The sequence below is a fragment of the Nocardia otitidiscaviarum NBRC 14405 genome (assembly GCF_000308635.1).
Taxonomy (GTDB): domain Bacteria; phylum Actinomycetota; class Actinomycetes; order Mycobacteriales; family Mycobacteriaceae; genus Nocardia; species Nocardia otitidiscaviarum.
Map to the genome: position 1 here is coordinate 1 of NZ_BAGD01000133.1, position 22413 is coordinate 22413.

23 protein-coding genes and 1 pseudogene are annotated in these 22413 nt (G+C 69.6%); 13 read left to right on the forward strand and 11 right to left on the reverse strand.

All coding sequences use genetic code 11. The features are described 5' to 3' along the window. Positions 1-849, forward strand: a pseudogene (locus ON31_RS37010) (hypothetical protein); the annotation flags it as partial. Positions 850-859: 10 nt separating this feature from the next. Further along, positions 860-1054: a type II toxin-antitoxin system VapB family antitoxin gene (locus tag ON31_RS28680; protein ID WP_029930274.1), complete on the forward strand. Its 195-nt coding sequence runs from the start codon at positions 860-862 to the stop codon at positions 1052-1054. Positions 1055-1172: 118 nt separating this feature from the next. Here the strand turns inward: ON31_RS28680 and ON31_RS28685 are convergent, their stop codons facing one another. From ON31_RS28685 to ON31_RS28705, 5 genes are all read right to left on the reverse strand, one after another. Next, a complete protein-coding gene (locus ON31_RS28685) occupies positions 1173-1991 on the reverse strand; it encodes an alpha/beta fold hydrolase (RefSeq protein WP_051037888.1) in 819 nt (272 codons plus the stop codon). Positions 1992-2048: 57 nt separating this feature from the next. After that, on the reverse strand, positions 2049-2741 hold the full coding sequence (locus ON31_RS28690; RefSeq protein ID WP_051037890.1) for a DUF1707 SHOCT-like domain-containing protein: 693 nt from the start codon (positions 2739-2741) through the stop codon (positions 2049-2051). Positions 2742-2971: 230 nt separating this feature from the next. Next, positions 2972-3640 carry a response regulator gene (locus ON31_RS28695; RefSeq protein WP_039818095.1) on the reverse strand — a complete coding sequence of 223 codons (669 nt, stop codon included), beginning with the start codon at positions 3638-3640 and terminating at the stop codon, positions 2972-2974. Between the two features lie 20 nt (positions 3641-3660). Beyond that, positions 3661-4836, reverse strand: coding sequence for a MacS family sensor histidine kinase (macS, locus tag ON31_RS28700; RefSeq protein WP_172544781.1), 1176 nt, complete (start codon positions 4834-4836; stop codon positions 3661-3663). Then, positions 4820-6079 carry an AI-2E family transporter gene (locus ON31_RS28705; RefSeq protein WP_306306433.1) on the reverse strand — a complete coding sequence of 420 codons (1260 nt, stop codon included), beginning with the start codon at positions 6077-6079 and terminating at the stop codon, positions 4820-4822. Before ON31_RS28705 ends, macS begins: the two co-directional genes overlap by 17 nt. 130 nt (positions 6080-6209) lie before the next feature. On the opposite strand from ON31_RS28705, the gene ON31_RS28710 reads away from it, so the two are divergent. Genes ON31_RS28710 through ON31_RS28720 form a run of 3 tightly spaced genes read left to right on the forward strand, consistent with a single transcriptional unit; the run spans position 6210 to position 9273 of the window. Next, complete coding sequence (locus ON31_RS28710; RefSeq protein ID WP_051037894.1) at positions 6210-7727, forward strand: adenylate/guanylate cyclase domain-containing protein; 1518 nt, start codon at positions 6210-6212, stop codon at positions 7725-7727. 4 nt (positions 7728-7731) lie between these two features. Then, entirely contained in the window at positions 7732-8829 is a 1098-nt protein-coding gene (locus ON31_RS28715) for a lysylphosphatidylglycerol synthase transmembrane domain-containing protein (protein WP_039818096.1), read from the forward strand. Positions 8830-8880: 51 nt separating this feature from the next. Beyond that, positions 8881-9273: a DUF3054 domain-containing protein gene (locus tag ON31_RS28720; protein ID WP_039818097.1), complete on the forward strand. Its 393-nt coding sequence runs from the start codon at positions 8881-8883 to the stop codon at positions 9271-9273. A gap of 96 nt (positions 9274-9369) precedes the next feature. On the opposite strand, the gene ON31_RS28725 is transcribed toward ON31_RS28720, so the two are convergent. Further along, positions 9370-11049 (reverse strand): NTF2-like N-terminal transpeptidase domain-containing protein, encoded by a 1680-nt coding sequence (locus ON31_RS28725; protein WP_039818113.1) that lies wholly within the window; start codon positions 11047-11049, stop codon positions 9370-9372. Between the two features lie 348 nt (positions 11050-11397). On the opposite strand from ON31_RS28725, the gene abmR reads away from it, so the two are divergent. Then, the gene (abmR, locus tag ON31_RS28730; RefSeq protein ID WP_039818114.1) at positions 11398-12048 is read left to right on the forward strand and encodes an ATP-binding transcription factor AbmR; all 651 of its coding nucleotides are present in this window, start codon (positions 11398-11400) and stop codon (positions 12046-12048) included. Positions 12049-12143: 95 nt separating this feature from the next. On the opposite strand, the gene ON31_RS28735 is transcribed toward abmR, so the two are convergent. Continuing rightward, positions 12144-14390: an ATP-binding cassette domain-containing protein gene (locus ON31_RS28735; protein ID WP_039818098.1), complete on the reverse strand. Its 2247-nt coding sequence runs from the start codon at positions 14388-14390 to the stop codon at positions 12144-12146. A gap of 61 nt (positions 14391-14451) precedes the next feature. On the opposite strand from ON31_RS28735, the gene ON31_RS28740 reads away from it, so the two are divergent. Beyond that, positions 14452-15450: a helix-turn-helix transcriptional regulator gene (locus ON31_RS28740; protein ID WP_039818100.1), complete on the forward strand. Its 999-nt coding sequence runs from the start codon at positions 14452-14454 to the stop codon at positions 15448-15450. Between the two features lie 219 nt (positions 15451-15669). Further along, on the forward strand, positions 15670-16110 hold the full coding sequence (gene aroQ / locus ON31_RS28745; protein WP_039818116.1) for a type II 3-dehydroquinate dehydratase: 441 nt from the start codon (positions 15670-15672) through the stop codon (positions 16108-16110). Between the two features lie 20 nt (positions 16111-16130). On the opposite strand, the gene ON31_RS28750 is transcribed toward aroQ, so the two are convergent. Together ON31_RS28750 and ON31_RS28755 are read right to left on the reverse strand one after the other, a co-directional pair. After that, entirely contained in the window at positions 16131-17000 is an 870-nt protein-coding gene (locus ON31_RS28750; protein ID WP_051037892.1) for an NAD(P)-dependent oxidoreductase, read from the reverse strand. Beyond that, positions 17000-17875 (reverse strand): NAD(P)-dependent oxidoreductase, encoded by an 876-nt coding sequence (locus tag ON31_RS28755; protein ID WP_039818101.1) that lies wholly within the window; start codon positions 17873-17875, stop codon positions 17000-17002. Before ON31_RS28755 ends, ON31_RS28750 begins: the two co-directional genes overlap by 1 nt. A gap of 177 nt (positions 17876-18052) precedes the next feature. Here ON31_RS28755 and ON31_RS28760 point away from each other — a divergent pair, with 177 nt between their 5' ends. Continuing rightward, positions 18053-18370, forward strand: coding sequence for a winged helix-turn-helix transcriptional regulator (locus ON31_RS28760; RefSeq protein ID WP_370450448.1), 318 nt, complete (start codon positions 18053-18055; stop codon positions 18368-18370). Positions 18371-18380: 10 nt separating this feature from the next. Here the strand turns inward: ON31_RS28760 and ON31_RS28765 are convergent, their stop codons facing one another. Continuing rightward, positions 18381-19553: a glycerate kinase gene (locus ON31_RS28765; RefSeq protein ID WP_039818118.1), complete on the reverse strand. Its 1173-nt coding sequence runs from the start codon at positions 19551-19553 to the stop codon at positions 18381-18383. A gap of 149 nt (positions 19554-19702) precedes the next feature. Between ON31_RS28765 and ON31_RS28770 the strand changes: the two genes are divergently transcribed. Then, complete coding sequence (locus ON31_RS28770) at positions 19703-20035, forward strand: GNAT family N-acetyltransferase (protein ID WP_029930294.1); 333 nt, start codon at positions 19703-19705, stop codon at positions 20033-20035. Positions 20036-20048: 13 nt separating this feature from the next. On the opposite strand, the gene ON31_RS28775 is transcribed toward ON31_RS28770, so the two are convergent. Further along, the gene (locus ON31_RS28775; RefSeq protein WP_039818103.1) at positions 20049-20810 is read right to left on the reverse strand and encodes a lysophospholipid acyltransferase family protein; all 762 of its coding nucleotides are present in this window, start codon (positions 20808-20810) and stop codon (positions 20049-20051) included. Between the two features lie 106 nt (positions 20811-20916). Here ON31_RS28775 and ON31_RS28780 point away from each other — a divergent pair, with 106 nt between their 5' ends. The 3 genes from ON31_RS28780 to ON31_RS28790 all read left to right on the forward strand — a co-directional run. After that, on the forward strand, positions 20917-21531 hold the full coding sequence (locus ON31_RS28780) for a YqgE/AlgH family protein (RefSeq protein WP_039818104.1): 615 nt from the start codon (positions 20917-20919) through the stop codon (positions 21529-21531). A 52-nt stretch (positions 21532-21583) separates the two neighbouring features. Next, a complete protein-coding gene (locus ON31_RS28785) occupies positions 21584-22090 on the forward strand; it encodes a sigma-70 family RNA polymerase sigma factor (protein WP_039818106.1) in 507 nt (168 codons plus the stop codon). Then, positions 22087-22413, forward strand: a 327-nt coding sequence (locus ON31_RS28790; protein WP_039818107.1) for a zf-HC2 domain-containing protein, incomplete at its 3' end; no start/stop codon positions are given. The genes ON31_RS28785 and ON31_RS28790, both read left to right, overlap by 4 nt.

Here is a 22413-nt window from a genome sequence, read left to right on the forward strand (position 1 = left end):
CCGCCGCCCGGTGTGGAGAAGCTGCCCCCGCATCCCGCCACCCGCGCACAGCTGTACCAGCCGCATCCCCCGGCCGCCCCGCAGCAGCCGGAACAGCCTCGGACGCCGTACCCCTCGGCACAGCCGCCGCAGCCGCAGCCGCCCGCCCACCAGGGCGATCAGCCCGGCCACGAGTCGAACCGGACGGCGGAGACCGGCCGTCCACCGCAGGCCCAGAGTGACCGGGCATCCGGCCGCGCGGCCGGGTTCGACCCGTCCGGCCGGGCCGCAGGCAGCGACCGCCAGCCGCTCGACCAAGCACATCGGGTGCCCGGCCCGCAAACTGCGCAGCCACATCCGACACCGGACCAGCCGTCCACGCAGACATACCCGGCACCGGGTCAGCCGCCCGCTCCGACGCACCAGCAGCAGGCTCCGGCCCAGTCCGCCGGTCCGGGTCGTGCGGGCTCCGGCGAGCGGTCCGACCAGAGCCGACCGGGCCACGGCCAGCCGTCCGAGCCGGAGCACCGGGCGGACGACCAGCCGCCCGCCCATCGTCACCCGGCTCCGGGCGCGCCCGCGCCCGGTCATCCGGGTGCGCCGCAGCGCCGGGTCGGTTCCCCGGCGGACGCCCCGACCGAGGCGATCCCGGATGCCACCGCACCCGATCAGCAGCCGACCCAGCAGGCCGCCGAGGAGCGTCCGCAGGGCAGCGGCCCGCGCGGCAGCATCGAACAGTGGATGTCCGACCTCCGCTCCGCCCGCCGCCGTCCGGCCGCCAAGGACGACGACGATGAGGGCCGCCATCGCGGCGGCGAGGGCCGCACCGTCAGCGTCAACGAACTCCTCCGCCGCCAGAACCGCGACTAGGAAGGCACCGATGTCCCGCTCCGCGCCGCACATCGACGACACCTTGCTGGCCGAGGCCGCCGCCATCCTCGGCACCTCGGAGTTGACCGCCACCGTCAACGCCGCGCTCGCCGACGTGGTGGGCCGCCGCAAACGTGAACAGTTCGCGGACTGGGTGAAGGCTGGGGGCCTGCACCGCGCGTACCCCGAACTCGATGAGCGCTGAATTCCTCGGGCGCTGATTCGGTCGTTCGGCGGCCCCGGCCGCGATCGCGTGTCACGGACCGATCGGCGTGGCTACGCATGGTGCGACGGTGCCGATCACCACGCGATAGCGCGGATGTTCAGGCGCGGCCGATGGATTTGCGGATTTCGCTTGCGATGAGGGTGGGGGCCTCGAGCATGGGGACGTGGCCGACGCCGGGGAGGGGGCGGTCGGTCAGGGTGGGATGGCCGGTGAAGGCGTCGGGGGCGTAGAAGTGGGGCGGGATGATGCGGTCGTGTTCGGGGCGCAGGATGGTGATCGGGAGGTCCAGTTCGGGGAGTTTGGTGAAACCGGCTGGGATGGCGGGGTCTTCGGCCAGGTCCTTGATGATGGTGCAGTGTGCGGGGGTGGCGGCCATGGCGTTGGCGAGGCGGTTGGGGACGACGGCGGGCTGATGGGCCAGCAGCGGAATCAGCAAGCTGCGCAGCATATTCGGCATGACCGGCAGGCCGTCGGCGGTGTTGAGGCCGACCAGCGGGCCGAAGGAGCGGAATTTGCGGATGAGGGTTTCGGCGGTGGGGCGGTCGGGCCAGAACCCGGCGGGCGCGATGGCGGTGAGGGTGGTGGCGCGACCGCGCGCGGCGAGTTCGCAGGCGATCCACCCGCCCAGCGAGTTGCCCACCAGATGTGCTGTGCGCCAACCGACTTCGTCTAGCATGGCCTCGACGTGATCGACCAGTCCGGGAATGGTGGCGGGTTGCCGCGCGGGCGGTCCGCCGAAGTGACCGGGCAGGGTGGGGGCGAAAACGTCATGGTCTCCGGCCAGATCGTCGATGACCGCGCCCCAGGACTGCCAGGTGAGCAGGAATCCGTGCAGCAACAGCACCGGGGCGCCACGCCCGGTCCGCAGTCTCGGTTCGGGTACCGGAATCGCATCGACCGAGCCGTGAACCACCATGAGCGCGACGATACCGCGCGTACGCCGCACCCGGGCCCCTGTGCGGCGTTGCCGGAATCACATCCCCATGAGCTTCTTCCAGTGCGCCGAGAGCGGATGCTTGGCGGTGACCGAACCGAAGCGGATGCGGCCGTGTACGACCAGGTGCAACGGACCCATGGGTGGTCCGGTGTGCACCTTGTTGGTGACGCCGGAGCCGATAAGTTCCAGCCCGTTCAGGTCGGCGGTGGCCTCTGCGGGCAGCACGAGATTCAGTGAGCCGCCGCTGATATCGGCGCGGATCTCCACGATCTGCGTGGACATGACGGCCTGGGTGAAGTCGAGCGTCACGCCGGAGAGGAAGCTGTCCACCAGCAGTGTCGGGTGCACCTGCCAGCGACCCTTGCGGGTGACGCCGGACATGCGGGTGCGGATGATGTTTCCCCCGGACGGATTCGGGACGGGCCGCGCGGTGGGCGGCGGACCGTGCGGCGCAACGGGCGGCGCGCCCGGGAACGGCCGCGGCCCGGGCTGTCCCGCCAGCCGGATCCCCGGCAGATCCACCAGTACCGCGTTCAGCTCACCGCGGGTCTTGGCGGCCAGCGCCGTATCCATGCGCTCGGTGAATTCGCCGAGCGACAGCATGCCGAGCCCCACCGCACGTTGCAGCAGCCGCCCCACGTGTTCGCGTTCGGCGTCGGACACCCGCAGATCCCGGTCTCCGACCACGTGCTCGGCACCCACCCTGGAAACCGCTTCAGGACCACCCATGCCATCGAGGCTAGCGGCGAACCGCCCCTTCACACATCAGGGCAATCCCTGAATATCGGGCACGACCGGCACCCGCCACGATCGCGTATCCAGCACGATCGCCTACCCGAGACCACCGCGCATACCCCGATATCGCCGGACCGGACCGGGCCACCGCGAAGACTCGACCAGCGCGGGTATCGGTACCCGGCACCGCGCCGACCCGACCCGTCGTCGCGGGAACCGGCGCGCTACTCCAGCCCCTGTTCGATGGCGTAGCGGGTCAACTCGACCCGGTTGCCCAACTGGAGTTTGCGCAGCGTGGACTGCACGTGGTTCTCCACGGTGCGGTGGCTGAGGTGCAGGCGGGTGGCGATCTGCTTGGCGGACAGCCCCTTGGCGACCATGCGCAGCACCTCGGTCTCCCGGTCGGTGAGGGCGGGCCGGTGCGGTTCGTCGCGGTCGGGCGGGGTGTTGGCGATCCGCCGGTACTCACCGAGTACCAGACCGGCCAGTCCGGGGGTGAAGACGGCCTGTCCCGCCGCGGTGGCGCGCACGGCGTCGGCGAGTTCGGCGGCGGAGGCGCTTTTCACCAGGTAGCCGAGCGCCCCGGCCTTGATGGCGTCGAGCACGTCGTCGCGTTCGGCCGACGCCGAGAGCACCAGCACTCGGCTGTGCGGCGAGACGCGCAGGATGTCGGCGGTGGCGGTGGCGCCGTTGCCGTCGGGCAGGTTCATATCCATGAGGACGATGTCGGGGCGGACGGCGGCGGCACGCCGGGCGGCCGTGCCCACCCCGTCGGCGGTGGCGCTCACCTCGAATCCGGCCTCGGTGAGATCGCGGGCGACCCCGTCGCGCCACATCGGGTGGTCGTCCACCACCATGACCGAGATCCGGGGCTCTCCGGTGTCTTCCGCCATATCGCCTCCCGTGTCAGCTCTCATTGTCGGGCCTCGCGCTCGCGCGGTACCCGGAACTCCCACTCCGTTCCGGTCTCGGTGTCGGTGAACAGTTCCGCCCTACCTCCGAGCGCCGCGATCCGGCCGACGATCGAGCGCGAAACCCCCAGCCGCCCTTCGGCTTCGGCGGCGACCAAGCGCCCCTCGGGGATGCCGGGACCGTCGTCGCGCACGCTCACGATCACCTCGCCGCCGGTATCCTCCAGCAGCACATAGGCTTTCGAGCCCGGCCCGGCGTGTGCGGCGACATTGGACAGTGCCGCCGCGACGGCGGCCGCCACCTCCCGCGCCATCCGCCGCCCGAGCGGGACGGGATGGCCCGGCGTGGAGACGAAGACCACCGGTGTCGCCTGCGCGGTGAGCAGCGGCCGCAGATCCTCCTGTCCGCCACCGGTGTCGGCGCGCACCACCTGCTCGGAGATGAGCACCCGCAGCGCCACCTCCTGCTCCCCCGCGCGCTGCGCCAGTTCCGCGGTGGGTCCGCCGATCTCGCCGCCGCGCCGCTTGATGTAGCTGAGCACCTGCAACACCCCGTCGTGCACCTCGCGCGCCAGCCGTTCCCGCTCCTGGGTGGCGGCGTTGAGCCGGACCGCCTCCTGCAACTGCTGCTGCGCCCGGCGCGCGGTATTGGCGGCCAGACCGATCGCCAGCCCCACCGAGATCAGCACGGGCGTGGTGGCGTCCTTCCACACGTCCACATCCCATTGGGCGCGCACGGTTGTGCTGACCAGGGAGATCAGCGCGCCCGAGCCGATACCGCCGAATGGGCCCCAGCGGATGGCGGCCGACATGACCGCGTTGGCGGCCCACAGCGTGGTGGGCAGGGTCTGGTGGCCGTGGTACCAGTCGTAGTCGGCGACCAGCCGGGTGGCGGCCATGAGCGCGATGACCACCACCTGATCGCCCACCACCACCGCGGTCCGCATGCCGGCGGTGCCCCGCACCAGCCATTGCGACAGCAGCACCGAGGACAGCACCGACCACACCACCATCACGCCGATGAGCGCCCAGCTCAGGCCGGGTCGCTCGTAGTAGTGCACCGAGGCGATCTGCTGTCCGATCGCGTAGATCAGGGTGACCAGGCGGAACACCTGCGCCGCCCGCCACAGCGGCGCGGCGGCGGCATAGCCGGGGTCGAGGTCAGTCCGCGGGGTCACCGGTATCGCTCCGCGCGGAGTTGGACCCGGATGGTTTCGGTGCGGGTGGGGACAGCTCGAGCGGGCTGGGGTCGGTGTCGGGATCGGCGCTGAACATCGGTTTGCGCGGATTCCCGGTGTGCAGCTCCTGGTAGAGCTCATCGGGGGAATCCGCCAGCAGCGATCGGATGGCGGTGTTCAGCACCGCCACGAACGGCACCGCCAGCAGACCGCCCGCGATACCGGCCAGCACCACACCGGCGGCGATGGCCAGCACCACCGCCAGCGGGTGGATGCGCACGGCTCGGCCGAGCAGCAGCGGTTGCAGCACATGGCCTTCCAGCTGCATGACCGCGATGGTGATGCCCAGCACGATGAGCGCGGTGACGAAGCCCTTGGTCATGAGCGCGATGAACACCGCCACCGACCCGGCGATGAAGGATCCGATGATGGGGATGAACGCGCCGATGAACACCAGGGAGGCCAGGGGCAGCGCGAGCGGCACGCTCAGAATCGCCAGTCCCGCCCCGATGCCCACGGCGTCGACGGCCGCCACCAGCACGGTGGCCCGCACGAATCCGGTCAGGGTGCCGAAACCGAGCCGTCCGGCAGTGCGGACCCGTTCGCGCTGCGCGGTCGGGATGACCCGGGTGACGAACTCCCAGATCTGTTCGCCCCCGTAGAGGAAGAAAATGAGGATGAACAGGGTCAGGAAGATCCCGGTGAAGAACTCCCCGATGGCCGTGGCGGTGGTGAGCGCCCCGCTGGTCAGCGTGTCCTGGTTGTTCTCGATGGTCTTGACGAGGGTGTCACCGGCATTGCGGATCTGCTCGGTGCTCAGGTGGAAGGGCCCGTTGATGAGCCAGTCCTGAATCTCGGTGACGCTGTTCTTGAATTCGTCCGTCAGCTGCGGCACGCCGATGACGAACTGTTCGATCACGAAGGTCATCACCCCGGCGAGCAGTCCGAGCGATCCGGCCAGCGCCACGAACACCCCGATGGACCGCGGCACCCCGAACCGCTGCATCCAGTCCACCAGCGGCGACAGCAGCGCCGCCCCGAGCAGCGCGATGGCCAGCGGAATGGTGATCGCCGAGAGCCGATGCGCCACCCACGCCACCGCCAACACCGCCGCGAAGATGATCAGTAGCCGCCACGACCACTCCGACGCCTGCCGCACGAGCGGGTGCACAGCCTCGGCATCCCGCCGCCGCACCCCATCCCGGGTCCCGGCGTCCGCCACCTGCTGCTGCCCCTCGCTCACGGCAGCGAGCCTACTGTCCATTTCGCTCATAGCGCCGTACCCGGCTCTCAGCCGTGCGCAGAAGTCGCGGGGAGGCGGGGGAGCTAGATTGGTGGGCGTGTCAGCGCCCCTGGAAGCGGTCAAACAGACCATGCGAACCCGCTGGCCGCTGTATCTCGCATCCATGCTGGCGGCCAATGCGTTCGGTGCTGTCCTGGTGTGGGCTTTCATCCAGTACGGGCTGCCGGTGCCGGAGGGCGGGACGGCGGCGACCCGGGAGACGGGGCTGCTGATTCCCGGCACGGTCTTCGTGATCGGGGGCATTCTGAGTCTGGCGGCGTCGGCGCTCATGCTGCGGCCGGTCATGCGCTGGCAGATGCGCGGCGGGCCGCCGAGCCGGCAGGAGCAGATGGCGGCGCTGCACGCGCCGCTGCGGCAGTCGATCGTGCATCTGGCGCTGTGGCTGCTGGGCGGCGGTGTGCTGGCCTCGCTGATCATCGTGCGCACGCCGGAGCTGGCGGCCGCGGTGATCGTCACCGAATGTATGGCCGCCACCATCGTCTTCGGTTTCACCTACATGCTGGGGGAACGGATTCTGCGTCCGGTGGCGGCCGAGGCGCTGTCCACCGGCACCTTCGATCACACGCTCACCGCGGGTGTCGGCACCCGGATGGCCATGACCTGGGGTATGGGCACCTTCGCGCCGGTCATCGCGATCGTGCTGCTGTGCGTCACGCAGATTTCTTCTCGGGTGCAGTTCTCCGCGCAATCGCTGGCGGTGTCGATTCTGCTGCTGTGCGGTGTGGTGATCATGCAGGCGCTGGCGCTGTCCATGTTGACGGCGTCGAGTATTTCCGATCCGATTCGTCAGCTCAGTCAGGCCATCGACCGCGTGCAGGAGGGGGCGCGGGATGTGCAGGTGGAGGTTTTCGACGGTTCGGAAATCGGGCTGTTGCAGGTCGGCTTCAACCGCATGATGGACGAAGCCGCCAAACGTCGCGAACTTCAGGAATTGTTCGGTCAGCACGTCGGTGAGGACGTGGCCCGGCGCGCCTTGGAGTACGGCACCGAACTCGGTGGTGAAACGCGATTCGTGGCGGTGTTGTTCGTGGATATGGTCGGTTCCACCGCGACCGCCGCGGAACGTCCGCCCACCGAGGTCGTCAGCCTGCTCAATGAGTTCTTCCGCATCGTGGTGGATGTCATCGACCGCCACCACGGCCTCATCAACAAATTCGTCGGTGATGCGGCGCTGGCCATCTTCGGCGCGCCCCTGGACCGCCCCGACGCGCCCACCGCCGCCTTGGCCGCCGCCCGTGAGCTGCGCGAAGCCCTGCGGGAGGTGCCGGGGTTGGATATCGGTATCGGAGTTTCGGCCGGTTTGGCGGTGGCCGGCAATATCGGAGCGGCGAATCGTTTCGAGTACACGGTCATCGGCGATCCGGTGAACGAGGCGGCCCGGCTGACGGAACTGGCGAAGGAGCGTCCCGAACGGGTGCTCACCTCGTCGAGCGCGCTGTATTTCGCCGACGATCCCGAACAGCGGCACTGGGAAACGGGCGAGGAGGTGCAACTGCGCGGCCGTCGCAGAAAAACGCGTCTGGCCTGGCCCAAGCAAAGCGGCGACGAAATGACTGCAGACGCCGCGGCCATCGGTTCGTTAGGCTGACGGCGTGACGGCCCCGAGTAGCACACGCCGCCGGTTCTGGTGGGTGAAATGGGTACTGGGCGCCGCACTCGTCGCTTTGTTGATCGCCGAGGGCATATATCTGTATCCGCGCCTGTCGGAATCGTGGCAGAAGCTCACCGAAATCCATTGGGGCTGGGTCGCCGTCTGCGTCTGGTTGCAGGCGGTTTCCATGAGCGGCTACGGGCGTGTGCAGAAACAACTGCTGCACGCGGGCGGCGTGCGGGTGAGTCAGCGCAGATCGGTATCGGTGGTGTACGGATCCACCGGGATGGCTTTGACGCTGCCCGCCGGACAGGTGTTCTCGACGGCGTTCACCTATCGGCAGACCCGGCGCTGGGGCGCGAGCCCCATTGTCGCCTCCTGGCAGCTGGTGATGTCCGGGGTGGTGGCGGCGGCCGGACTGGCCCTGCTGGGCGTGCTGGGCGCGCTGCTGGTGGGCGCCCGGGTCGGGCCGCTGAAGCTGATCGTGTCGCTGGGCGCGGTGGTGCTGCTGGTGTGGGCCGGGAACTACGTGGCCAAGCATCCCGGCACCATCGAGGCGGTGGTGCGGCGGGTGCTGCACGTGATCAATCGGATCCGGCATCGCGCCGGTGATCGCGGCGAGGACAAACTGGCCGAGATCGTGAGCCAGCTGGAGTCGGTGGACCTGGGCCGCCGGGACGGCGCGTGGGTGGCGTTCTGGGCGGTGCTGCACCGCAGTGCGGACGTGGCCTGCCTGGGCGCGGCCTGCTACGCGGTGGGGGCCGATCCGCGCCTGGCGGGGCTGGTGCTGGCCTTCGCCGCCGGGAAGGCGGTGGGCTCGATTCCGTTCGCGCCGGGCGGCATCGTCTACGTGGACGCCACCCTCATCTACGGTCTCACCGCGTTCGCCGGTCTGCCCGCCGCGCAGGCGGTGGCGGCCGCCTTCGCCTACCGCATGGTCAGCTTCGTCCTGGTGGCGATCGTCGGCTGGATCGTCTTCGGCTTCCTGTTCCGCACCCCGCACGCCGACGACGCCGACTACGAGAAGGAGTTCGAACAGCGCCGCACCCCGCTGGTGAGCGAGCGCCGCCAGCCGGACCCCGAGGTCGGCACCGGCTGAGCCGGGTGTCCCTGCGCGGGGACCGGTAGCGGGCGCACTACCCTGTGGCGCGTGAAGAAACCGCTGCCGTTCGTCGTCGATGCCGTTCTGGTGGTCCTGTTCTGTGCGATCGGGCGCAGCAGTCACGACGAGTCGATTCTGACGGGATTGGCGCGCACCGCCTGGCCGTTCGAGGCCGGACTCATTCTGGGCTGGGCCATCGCCTTCGCGGTGTGCGTGTGGCAGTCCGAGCGCGACTTCGATACGGCGGTACGGCGTTTCGACGGGTGGTCGCTGTGGCCGACGGGCGTGATCATCTGGGCGACCACGCTGATCGGCGGCATGCTGCTGCGCGTGGTCAGCGGCCAGGGCACGGCGTTCAGTTTCATCCTGGTGGCGGCCACCGCCCTCGCGCTCTTCCTGCTCGGCCCGCGCGCCGCGCGGAAGGCATTGCGCGCCAACTGATCCGCACGACCGCCCGGTGATCCGCACGACTGCCCCGAAACCTGCCGCGGCCCGGAACCATTCGGTTCCGGGCCGCTCGAACGTAGGACCGATCCGCTAGGCGGTGTCCGGGCTGGCCAGCGACTGGAGCATGCGGGCCGCCATCCGGGCGGTGGCGTCGCCGCTGTCGATATTGTCGATGTGCACGGCGAAGGCCAGATCACCCATGGTGGCGATGAGCCAGCCGCTGGTGCCCGCGGTGGCGGCGAACGCGTTGACGTTCTGGTAGCGGTGCAGACTGGCGAGCTGCGGTGCGCCGGTGGCGTCGCGGAGCATGCCGCGCAGCCGGTCGGCGACCTCACCCGAGAACGGGGGCAGGTCGGCCTCGACGGTGGCGGGGGTGCCGATCTCGATCATGGGCCTGGGGGTCTGTCCCTGGGCGATAGCGGCCGCCGCGATGGCCATCCCCCACGGGCTGGCCAGCAGCGTGTCCCCCGCGCCACCCTGTTTCACCTGTTCACCGCGCCCAGCATTGGGCAGGCGACCGCTCACCTCGTCCAGTCCGGGCACCTGGAAGTCGATGCCGACGCCGAGCAGGCTCGCCGCCTCCGACACGTCGCCGAGCGAAACATCCTGCGGCGCTTTCTTCTTCACGACGGCGGCCAGGTTCTTGAACAGCTCCACCATGCCGCCGACCGGATACAGGCCGGTGAACGCCACCGCGCCCTGGGCACTGGCCTGACTGTTCTGCGCGACCGCGACCACCGCGCCGCTGGACGGCTGGATGGCCACGATGGACGCGGCTCCCCAGTAGCTCACCACGGCGTCCTCGGCCGCCCGCTGCAGGCGCTGATCCATGGTGGCGGCGATATCGGGCCCGGGCGGGCCCTGTTCCCCGGCGAGCTGGGTGATGAACTTGCCGTCGGGGCCGAAGAGCTGCACTCCCCATCCGGCTCGCTCGTCGTTGTTGTCCTGCCATACCTTGCGCAGCGAGTCCAGCATGGGCGACCAGACCCGGCGGTCGGCCGAGATGAGCCGGGGCTGCTTCTCCATGACGACACCGGGAATGACGGCCATGCGCGGTTCCAGGATGTTGAAGTCGCCTTCGCGGAGGTTGACGGCCACGATCGGCTTGCCCTGCGAGGACGAGAGGTCGGCCAGCAGCGATTCGCCCGTGATGAGCGGCGCGACGGGTTCGATGGCGGCGGCGAGCGCGTGCGCCGAGCCCGCCGGGTCGCCGGTCTTGGCGGGGTCGAGTTTGATCACGTTGATGACCTGCTCGGTCATCAGTGGCGCGCCGGTGATGTCGACGACCTTGGGTGACGGGGTAGCGTAGGTGCGCACCAGCCGAACGGTGCGCTTGCTGTCGAGCTGCGGCATGACGACGGTGGGCTCCCAGGAGATACGCCAGCCCAGACTGAGCTTGCGGATGGTGCCCTGCAGGTCGTACTTCCAGACCTTGTTCGCACCGAAGGTCCAGGTCGCCGTGAGGCTGAACAGGCCGGTGGTGCCGTCGAGGGTGATGAACTGGGTCTTCTCGTAGTCGGGTGTGCCGGGTTCCAGACCGCTGAATACTTGCTTCAGGGTTGCCGAAGCTCCGTTCGGGTACGAGGTCAGCCGACCGGCGGCCTCGTAGTCCTTGGCGTCGAGCAGTTTGGTGAACTTCTCGACCACGGCCTCGGGGCCGTTGGACCGCTCGCGCACCGCGCACGACCCCATCCCGATCGCAACGGCGGCCACCGCCGCGAGCGCGATCGCGGCCCGTACCCGGAAGCGGCGGGATCCCCACACATCCATATCGCCCACTCTTCACTCTTGCCACTTCAGCAACAAGACCACGGTACCGCGAACCGATTGCCCGCGGTGCCACCTTCACGCCTGGCGTGCCACGCCGAGCACCACCACCATAGTGCCGATTTCGGTCATGCGGGATCGATTGTCGGATCGGCGGCCCGTCAACGGGTTCCGTCTCCGAACGCGAATGACCGACCGATTGGTTCTTGTGCCGAAGTACCCATTCGGCAAGATCACCAACCCTCCGCCCCAGTTCTATCACGTTCTCCGAGAGCAGAATCCACGACACCACAAGCGTTGTAACGTTGTAATCAGCATTACAGCTCTAGGCAGTAAGTGAGTGTGACCGCCATGAAATACGGACAGCGCGGACGTGGGTTCGGACGGCCCGGAGGGTGGCAGCAGGCCGATCTCCCGGACGCCGCGGACGCCGCCGATTGGTTCGCTGGAAGATTGCCATCCGACTGGTTCACCGGACCGGCAACCCTCGAGATCGACCGCGACGAAATCGTCGTGATCGGAGAACTGCCCATCCCCCCGAGCGACGCCGGAACCGGCAGCGCCGTCGACGCCACCGACAGTGACTCGACCACCGAGGCGACGGACGCGCCCGCACCCGACACCGCCCGCCCGGCCGACGTCCCCCGAGCGACGCGCGACGGACTGGTCGCCCGCTTCCGGGAGACCACCCGCCCGGCGCGCATGCAGATCGCCGCCGAGGCGCAGCACCGCTACGGGCGCACCGTCTCCTGGGGCGTCCGGGTCGGCGACGAGCGCATCATGTTCACCCATGTGGCGGCCCCGGTCATGACGCGATTGCGCCAGCCCGAACGCAAGGTGCTCGACACCCTCGTCGACGCCGGTGTGGCGCGCTCCCGATCGGACGCCCTGGCGTGGACGGTCAAGCTCGCGGGCCAACACGCGGAGGCGTGGTTGGCCGAACTGCGCGATGCCATGCGCAAAGTGGACGAACTGCGCGCGGAAGGCCCGCGCGACCTGTAGGCAGGCGGCGGACGAGACCGCGACCCGGCTTGCTCCCGCTGCGGTCGTCGGGATGCTCCGGTGCCGTGGCTGCCCGTGCACCGGAGCGCATGTGCTCAATCGCGCAGGGCGAGGCCGGTTTTCGAGTCGGGGTGGCGGCTCAGGGCTTCCGGCGTGCCTTCGAAGACGACATGTCCGCCGTGGCGGCCGGGGCCTGGCCCCAGGTCGATGACGTGGTCGGCGCGGCGGATGACGTCGAGATTGTGTTCGATGACAACCACCGTGTTCCCCTGCTCGACGAGGGTGCCGAGGACGGCGAGCAGGGTGTCGATATCGGACAGGTGCAGGCCGGTGGTGGGTTCGTCGAGCACGTAGAGGGTGTGCGCGTCACGGCCGGCCAACTCCTTGGCGATCTTCAATCGCTGGCATTCGCCGCCCGAGAGGGTGGTGAGCGATTGGCCGAGCCGCAGGTATCCGAGGCCCACCGCCGCCATGTGGCGCAGCGGGCAGGTGATGGCAGCCGTGGGCAGCCGGGCGGCGGCCTCGTCGATGGTGAGGTCGTCGATGTCGGCGATGCTCAGGCCATCGACCGTGTAGGCGAGCACCTCGGGGGTGAAGCGGCGGCCGCCGCAGGTTTCGCACACGGTCTCCTGTCCGTCCATGAACGCCAAGTCGGTGTAGACGACGCCGAGTCCCTTGCAGGTCGGGCAGGCCCCTTCCGAATTGGCGCTGAACAGCGTGGGGCGCACGCCATTGCGCGCGGCGAACAGCTTGCGCACGGCCGGTGCGATACCGGTGTAGGTGATCGGGGTGGAGCGGCGGTTGGTGGTGACCGGGCGCTGATCGACCACGGTGGCGGGATGCTGGTGCACCAGTTCGGCGACCAGGCTGGACTTTCCCGATCCGGCCACGCCGGTGAGGACGGTCAGCACGCCGGTCGGAATATCCACGGACACATCGCGCAGATTGTTGCGGGTGGCGTTCTCGACGCGCAGCTTGCCGGTGGGTACGCGGTGTACGCGTGGTGCGCGGCGGGCGCGGAGCCCGCGCCCGGTCGGGGTGTCGGCGGTGCGCAGGTCCGCGAACGACCCCTCGAACACCACCTCGCCCCCGCCGGTGCCCGCCCCCGGCCCGATCTCCACGATGCGATCGGCGATCCGCATGACATCGGGATCGTGTTCGACCACGAGCACGGTATTGCCCTTGTCCCGCAGCTGTTTCAGCAGCCCGGTCAGTGATTCCACGTCGTAGGGATGCAGTCCGGTGGTGGGTTCGTCGAAGATGTACAGCATTTCGGTGAGACTGCTGCCGAGGTGCCGGACGGTCTTGATGCGCTGTGATTCGCCGCCGGACAGCGTGGTGGTCGGACGGGCCAGACTGAGATAGCCCAAGCCGATGGCGGTGAGGGCGCGCAGGCGTTCGGTCAGGGCGGAAACCACCGGCGCGACACTCGCTTCGGTGACGCCCGGAATCAGTTCCGCCAGTTCGGTGATCTCCATCCGGCTCATCTCGACGATGGTGCGATCGAGTACACGTGCGGTGCGGGCGGCCGCGCGCAGCCGTTCGCCGTGGCAGTCCGGGCAGGGCCGAGTATCGGTGAAGCGGTGCAGCACAGCTTGTTTGCGTTCGGAGAGGTTGTCCGCGGTGTGCAGGTAGACGCGTTCGAAGCGCTCGATCACGCCTTCGTAGTCCTGCGGCGGGCGGGTGCCGAGGCGGGCGGCGGCCTCCCCGCCGTACAGCAGCGCGCGGCGCTGGTCTTCGGTCCATTCCCGCAGCGGGGTGGCCGGGTCGAACGAGCCGATATCCGAGTACTGCCGATACCAGTACTGCCCGTTTCCGAAGCCTGGCAACAGGATCGCGCCCTGCTCCAGCGACTTGTCCGGATCGAGCACCCGCTCCACGGCGGTCTGCACGGTGTCGCCGAGCCCGGAGCAGGTGGGGCACATGCCGGCCGGATCGTTGAACGAGAAGTGGTTGGACTCACCGACATACGGCTCACTCACCCGTGAGAACAGCAGTCGCAGATAGCTGTAGGCGTCGGTGATGGTGCCGACGGTGGAGCGGGCATTGCCGCCGAGCCGCCGCTGATCGATGACCACCACGGGGGACAGCCCCTCGATGTGGTCGACCTCCGGCCGGGTCCAGCGTGGCAGGCGGTTGCGCACGAACGGCGGATAGGTCTCGTTGACCTGGTATCCGGCCTCGGCGGCGATGGTGTCGAAGACCAGCGAGGACTTGCCCGAACCCGATACCCCGGCGAATACCACCAGGCTGTTGCGCGGCACCTCGAGGTCGACGCTGCGCAGGTTGTTGGTGCGGGCGGCGCGGATGCTGATCACGCGGTGCTGCTCGAATGCGGTCATAACCCCACGCTAAGAGCCATTGCGGTCGGATTCTGACCGCGATCGGGTCCAGAATGGGGGCATGGCCGATGTCACCCGCCGCATGCTCGAACTGCTCGCCCAGCTCCAGACCGGGCGACGCTTCAGCGGCCACGACCTGGCCGCCCGCCTGGAGGTGAGCCCGCGCACCCTGCGCCGCGATGTGGAGCGGCTGCGGGCGTACGGGTATCCGGTGTCCACCCAGCCCGGCCCCACCGGGTTCTACCAGCTCGCGGCGGGCCGCACCCTGCCGCCGCTGGTGCTCGACGACGACGAGGCGGTGGCGACCCTGGTCGGCCTGGCGCTGCTGGGCGCAACCACCGAGCGCAGCGGCGCGTCCGGTCGCAGTGAAACCATCGACCGTGCTGCCGATATCGGGTCGGCGGCGGACCGGGCGTTCGGCAAGCTCGATCAGTTCCTGCCGAAGCGGTTGCGCCCCAGGGTTTCCGCCCTGCGCTCCACGGTGGAGACCGCACCGCAGTCCGCGCCCGCCGTCGCTCCGGAGGTGCTGGCGACCGTGGGGGCCGCGGCGGCCGGGCACGAGTATCTGACCTTCGGATACGCCGGCCGCGACGGTACGGCGTCACAGCGCCGCGTCGAGCCCTACCGCGCGGTTCACCTGCGGCTGCGCTGGTATCTGGTGGCCTGGGATGTGGACCGCGCGGACTGGCGCGCCTTCCGTATCGACCGCATGTCCGAAGTCACCGGCACCGCACGGCATTTCCCGCCGCGTCCGCTGCCCGCGCGCTCGGCCACCGAGTACGTGCGCGCGGGCATGAGCACGCCCCGGCACCGCGCGGTGGTCACCGTGTCCGCGCCCGCCGCCCAGCTCGCCGACGCGCTGAAGTACCTGGACTGGGATATCGAGGCGCTGGGTCCGGACAGTTGCCGCGTCACCACCCGGGTGGACTCCTTCGAATGGCTGATCCTGCGGGTGGGCCTGCTCGGCGCGACGTTCACCATCGAGGAACCGGCCGAATTCCGCGCCCGCGCCCTCGAACTCGCCGACCGGCTGCGCACCGCCGCCGAAACCGCACCCTGACCTCTCCGACCGACCCACTGCCCAAGCCGACTCCAACGAGACTGCCCCTCGGAATCGATTCAGCTCGCCGACCAGGCCCGCTCCCGGCGATCGGCCCACGTCATCGCCTGTGTCGCCGCGGCGATCGCCGCCGCCGCCCGTCCGCGTGCCCGCCGACTCGTCCCCAGCGACTCGCGCGCCCGTCGATTCGAATGCCCCGTCTCCAATACAGTGTCGATCATGGCTGAATCCCGCGGCCCGATCCTCGTGCTCAACGGCCCGAACCTCAATATGCTCGGCACCCGCCAGCCCGAGGTGTACGGCGCCGACACCCTCGACGACGTGGTGGCGCTCTGTCGCGCGACCGCGGCCCGGTTCGACCGCGAGGTGGTGGCCTTCCAGTCCAATCACGAGGGCGCGCTCATCGACCGCGTCCACGCCGCGCGCGGTGTCGAATCGGGCATCGTCATCAATCCCGGCGGTCTCACCCATACCTCGGTGGCGCTGCGCGACGCCCTGGTCATCCCGGAGGTCCCGATCGTCGAGGTGCACATCAGCAATGTGCATGCCCGCGAGGAGTTCCGCCACCACTCCTACATCTCCCCCATCGCCACCGCCGTCATCGCGGGCATGGGCATTCGCGGCTACGCCGCGGCGGTCGAATACCTCTGCACCCGCTGAACCGCGGTCCGAACGGTCACTCAGCCGCCTCGGAGAATGCGGTAGGTCGACACCGGCTCACCCTCCTGTGCACCGGCCGCCAACGCCTTGCGCCAGAACACCCGTGCGGCCTGCGCGAGGCCGGCGTCCACGCCGACGGCCTCACTGGCCTCCACCACGTGCTGCGCCCCCGCGTCCATCATGCGCAGGTGGCCGGGGTCGGCGAAACCGCCCAGCCTGGCCATAGCGGTCACTTCGGCGTAGAAGTCCGACATCTCCCCCATCGACCGCTGCGCGAAGGGCAGGAAGCGGTCGATGGATTCGCCGGAGCGGTCGATCATGGCCAGCGCCTGCTCGTAGGCGAGCAGGCCCGGCAGGAACATGGCGAGCATGGCCTGGTAGTACAGCTGCGCGAGTCCCTCGTCCGCACCGAGGTATTCGGTGGCGGCGAGCAGTTCGAGCAGCTCACGCTGGGCATCGAACACCTCGGGCGGCCCGCTGTAGAACACATAGGCGGACGGTGTGCCGAGCTCCTCGGGCTGTGCCATGACACCGCCGGTGAGGAACTGCCCGCCGTGGGCTCGCACCCAGCTCGCGCCGCGGCGGGTGGATTCCGGCGCATCCGAGGAGAGGTTCACGATCACGCTACCTCCCAGCCGATGCGGTGCCTGCCCCAGCACGTCGTACATCGCGCCGTAGCGAGTCAGACTCAGCACCGCGACCGGGCTCGCGTCCAATGCGTCTGCGACGGTGGCGGCCCGCCGCGCTCCGAGTTCGACCATGGCGTCGGCCTTGTCGGTGCTGCGGTTCCACACGGTGACCTCGAGACCTGCCGCGAGGAACCGCCGCACCATCGCCTGCCCCATGGGACCGAGGCCGATGACGGTGACGCGCCGCGTCTGCGGCGGCATCAGGCGCTCTCGCCCTTCATGATCCGGAACACCGGCACCGCGTGTCCGGCCTTGTCCGAGACCTCGATGGCCTTGCGCCACATACCCTGCGAGACGTGCGAGAGGGTGGCGTCGACGCCGACTTCTTCGCTGGCGTCGATGATGTGCTGGGCTCCGGCGTCCATCATGCGGTAGGCGGAGATATCGCCCCAGCCGCCCTGCTGCGCCGCACCGGCGTACTCCTCCATGAAGAACGGGTACGCACCGGCGGCGCGCACCGCGTAGGGCAGGAACTGGGCGATGTCGTGACCGGAGCGGTCGATCATGGCCAGCGCCTGATCGTAGGCCAGCATCCAAGGATGGAACACGGTGAGCAGGGCCTGGTAGAAGATCTGCGACAGACCGTCGTCCGCGCCCAGGTACTCCGGCGGGCTCAGCGGCGTGAGCAGTTCGGCGTGCGCCTCGAACACCTCGCGGGGACCGCTGTAGAAGATGTAGGACGACGGATGCTCGATATTGTCGCCCGCGGACATGACGCCGCCCGCGAGGAACTGCGCCCCGTGCGACCGCACCCACTTCGCGCCCTCACGGGCCTTCTCCGGAGAGTCGGAGGACAGGTTGGCGATGACCTTGCCCGCCAGGTGGTCGGTGGCCGGGCCGAGCACGTCGTACATGGCGGCGTAGTGGGTGAGGCTGAGGACGGCGACCTCGTTGGCGTCGAGCGCCTCGGCGACCGTGGCCGCCCGCTTGGCCCCGAGTTCCACCATGGCGTCCACCTTGGCCGTGCTCCGGTTCCACACCGTCACCTCGAACCCGGCCTTCAGGAAGGCCCGGACCATGGCCTGGCCCATCGGGCCCAGCCCGAGGACGGAGACGGAATGCTGCTGCTGAGACATGTTTTGTCCCTTCGGAATCGTGACGTGGTTGCTGTCGGCGCCGACTCCGATACTGGCCCCGACGGATAGGCTCGGGAAGACCGCACGTTCGAGTGGGGTTGCTTACCTCGAGGTTCGAAATCTGGTCAGGAGGACACGGTGTCGCAGGCGAGTGACGCGGATCACGATGTGTGCGGTATGTCCGTGGCCATCGATGTGGTCGGTGGCAAGTGGAAGCTGCACCTCATGTGGGTGCTCGGCGAGGGTCCGCGGCGTTTCGGCGAGATCCGCCGCCTGCTGGACGGGGTGAGCGAGAAGGTGCTCGCGGAGAACCTGCGGCATCTGGAGGCCAGCGGTGTGGTGCACCGCGAGATCTACCCCGAGATCCCGCCGCGGGTGGAGTACTCGCTGACCCCGCTGGGGCAGGAGCTCAACGAGGCACTGGGGCCGCTGGAGCGCTGGGGCGAGCGCAATCGGGACCGGGTGCTCGGCCGTCCGCTCACCGCCGCGAGCTAGCCGGTCCGCGTCAACGGCCGCGCGCGCGATGCGCGGTGCGGGTGGTCCGCCCGTCACCGGCCGCGGGTGACTTCGCGCCGATGCGCTGGCCGATGCGCTCGAGAATGGCGGCGGCGTCGGCCATGCAGCGTTCCGGGCTCGGCTCCAGATCCGACAGGGCGAGGTGTGCGGTGAATCCGGCCTCGCGCAGCTGATTCGCGCTGAGCTGGATGCGTCCGGCGACCGCCATGACCGGAACGCCCGCCGCACGGGCGGCATCCCGGACGCCCATGGGCGCCTTGCCGTGCAGGCTCTGGGTGTCCAGCGATCCTTCACCGGTGACGACCAGGTCGGCACCGCGGAGGTGGGTTCGGAAGTCGATGAGTTCCAGGACCAGTTCGATCCCCGGGCGCATGGTGGCGCCGAGGACGGCCAGCGCACCGAAACCGGTTCCGCCCGCCGCGCCCGCACCGGGCGCATCGGCCAGTTCGGGTGCGACGATCCGGGCCCAATTCGCCAGGGCGTCCTCGAGCAGCGCCTGATCCTTCGGTTTCGCGCCCTTCTGCCGGGCGTACACCGCCACCGCCCCGTTCGGTCCGAGCAGCGGGTTGTCCACATCGCTGGCGAGGATGACATGGGCGTCGGCCAGCGCGGGATGCAGACCGCTGCGATCGATCCGGTCGGCCGACCGCAGAGCCGCGCCGCCGCACGGCAATTCGGTGCCGTCGGCGGCGAGTATCCGCAGCCCGAGTGCCTGCAGCAGGCCCGCACCGCCGTCGGTGGAGGCGCTGCCGCCGAGGCCGAGCACGACCTCCCGCGCGCCGTGCTCGAGCGCGTGCGCGACGACCACCCCCAGCCCGTAGGTGCTGGCCCCCAGCGGATCCTGCTGCCCGCCCGGCAGTTTCGACAGTCCCACCACGGCGGCGAGTTCGATGACCGCGGTCCGGCCGCGACGCGCGTAGGAGCAGGGGGCCGGATCGCCGGTGGGTCCGGGCGCGTGCAGGTGCACCCGCGTCCAGCCCGCGGCGAGGAAGGCATCCACGGTGCCGTCCCCGCCGTCGGCCACGGGCATCCGCACCACGTCCGCGCCGGGCGCGGTGCGCCCGATACCGCGCGCGAGCGCGTCCGCGACCTCGGCCGCCGTGAGCGAACCCTTGAACTTGTCGGGTGCCAGCACCACCCGACGCGGCCCCTTCTGCGTCATCACCACAGTCTGCACGCTGCGGCGAGCGACCGCTGCCCCCACCTGCGCCACGCCCGGTCGCCACGCGAACCGATCTCCCGACACGCCCGGAGCGCGAGTAATGGCAATCGGTGCAAATCGACCACGGGCCACCCGATAGCGTCGTGTCCATGTCGAGTGAGTCGAATGAGTCGATCGAAGTGCGCCGCAATCCCGCCCTGGATCGCTTCGAGCTACTGGTCGACGGCCTGGTGGCGGGGGTGACCTCCTATCAGGACACCGCGAACGAGCGGGCCTTCGTACACACCGAGATCTACCCGCAGTACGAGGGCCGCGGCTACGGCCGCAAGCTGGTGCAGGGCGCACTGGACGCCACCCGCGACGAGGGCCTCGGCATCCTGCCGCTCTGCCCGATGGTGCACCACTTCGTGGAGTCGCGGCCGGAGTATCTGACGCTGGTCCCGCACTGGTCCAGGGAACGACTGGGGCTACCTCAGCACTGAACCGGCCCGGCACTCAGTACGCCGCGACGGCTCCGTCCAGCGCCGTCTGCAACTCGCTCTTCACCAGCCGTGCGATCTCGGCGGGGCGGGTGGGCAGGTCGACGACCGGCATGCCGAAGTAGAAGCTGGCCGACCTGACCTGCTCCTTGGTCGGCTCCACGGTCGGATCGGGTCGCGGACCGTAGCTCAGGCCGATGCTCACCAGGGCGGGCGCGGCGCCCAGCTTCATGGACTTGAAGGCGATGTGCCCGATTCCGCTGCCCACCGATTGGACCTGGGTGGGGTCCACGTCATTGCAGGTGCCCTCGGGGAACACCGCCATGCCGTCCCCGCGGAACAAGCGCTCGGCGCAGATCTCGATCATCCGCTGCCCGGCGGCGTTCACCGCGCGTATGCCGTGGTCCTTCCCGCGGAAGACCGGAATCCCGCCCATCATGTCGATCCGGCGGCGCTGCTTGGCCTCGGCGAACAGCTCGTCCTTGGCCAGCACCCGGGTCCGACCGATCACGGGCCGCAGCCCGCTGCGCCAGGCCGCCGCGGCAACGGTGTAGGGATCGAGCTGGGACAGATGGTTGATCGAGATGAGCAGCGGGCGATCCTCGGAAATCAACTCCCGCAGGCGCTCTCGCGCCCCTGGCGCATATGCGACCCGCGGATGGTAGCGACGCCCGAGCAACGCGTAGGCACCCCACGCCTGCAGTCGATTCTGCTGATGCTCCCGGTAGAAGTCGTACACGGCATCGCTGTTCTCGAGGACGACCTCGGGACGTTCCATGGGGAAACACTAACTCGGTTCGTTTGCCCCCGCCGCACTCCCCGATATGGGCCCTTGACCAAAACAAACCGAGCCAATCGGGGGGTAGCGGTGCGATGATGTCGAGGTGGCACGCGCAGAGGAACACGGCGACCGTTCTCGACGCGAATCCCGGCACGAGGATCAGGTGGTTCGGCCGGGCACACTGCTGGTGTCCGCGACCGACCTGGTGGAACCGTCGTTCCGGCGCACCGTCGTGTACATCATCGAGCACAATGACGCGGGCAGTCTGGGCGTCGTGCTGAACCGGCCCAGCGACACCGCGGTACACGACGTGCTGCCGAACTGGGCCGATGTGGCGGCGGCACCGCGCGCGCTGTACATCGGCGGCCCGGTGAAACGCGATGCCGCCCTGTGCCTGGCCCTGGTGAAGGTGGGCACCCCGGTCACCGAGGTGCCGGGTCTGCGCAGAGTGGACGGGCGCGTGGCGCTGGTGGATCTGGACTCCGATCCCGAGGTGATCGCGCCGCTGGTGGAGGGCCTGAGAGTGTTCGCGGGCTATGCGGGCTGGACCTTCGGACAGCTGGAGGGCGAATTGGACCGCGGGGACTGGATCGTGCTGTCGGCGCTGCCGAGCGATCCCATCGCGGGCCGCGGCGATCTGTGGGCGCAGGTGCTGCGCCGCCAGCCGCTACCGCTGTCCCTGTTGGCGACCCATCCGATCGAGGTGGAGCGCAATTGATCTGAACCCGCGGCCGGTCTGCGTCGTGGGAGGGTAGCGGGAGGTGCATCCGATGCCCGAGGAACAGGCCGAACTGCTGCGGGTGCTCTATGACGAGCACGCCACGGCACTGTGGCGCTACACCTACGGACTCGTCGGCGATCCGGGCCGTGCCGAGGACATCGTGCAGGAGACCCTGCTGCGTGCCTGGCAGCGGCCCGCCGTGCTGGATCAGTCCACGCATTCGGCCCGTGCCTGGCTGTTCACGGTCGCCCGGCATCTGGCGGTGGACGAGTACCGCAGTGCCCGCAATCGACGGGAGTTCCGGATGGACCATCCGCCGGAGCAGCCGGTGGCGGATCAGGCCGACCGCGCGCTGGACGGCTGGCTGGTGGCCGACGCCCTGGCGCGGCTCAGTCCGGACCACCGGGCGGTGATCGTGCGCGCCTACTACCGCGGGCTGTCGACGCATCAGATCGCCGCGGAACTGGATATCCCGGAAGGAACGGTGAAGTCCCGCATGCACTACGGGATGCGGGCGCTTCGGCTGGCGCTACAGGAGATGGGGGTGACCAAGTGACGGAAACGGTTGCGGGACGGGAGCCCTGCGCTGCCTACGAAACCTGGGACGGACCGTATGTCCTGGGGGCGCTCACCCGTGCCGAACGCCGCGACTACGAGGAACACCTGGCCGGATGTGACCACTGCCGCGCAGCGGTGACCGAACTGGCGGGGCTGCCCGGACTGCTCGCGCTCGTGACCGCCGAGACCGCCGAGGCCGTCGCCACCGCGGACACGCCCGCGGATACCGTGCCGCCGCCACCGGATCGACTGCTGTCCGGCCTGGCCGTGCGGGCGCGCCGGGAACAGCGCCGCGCCCGGCTGTGGTCCATCGGCGGCGCG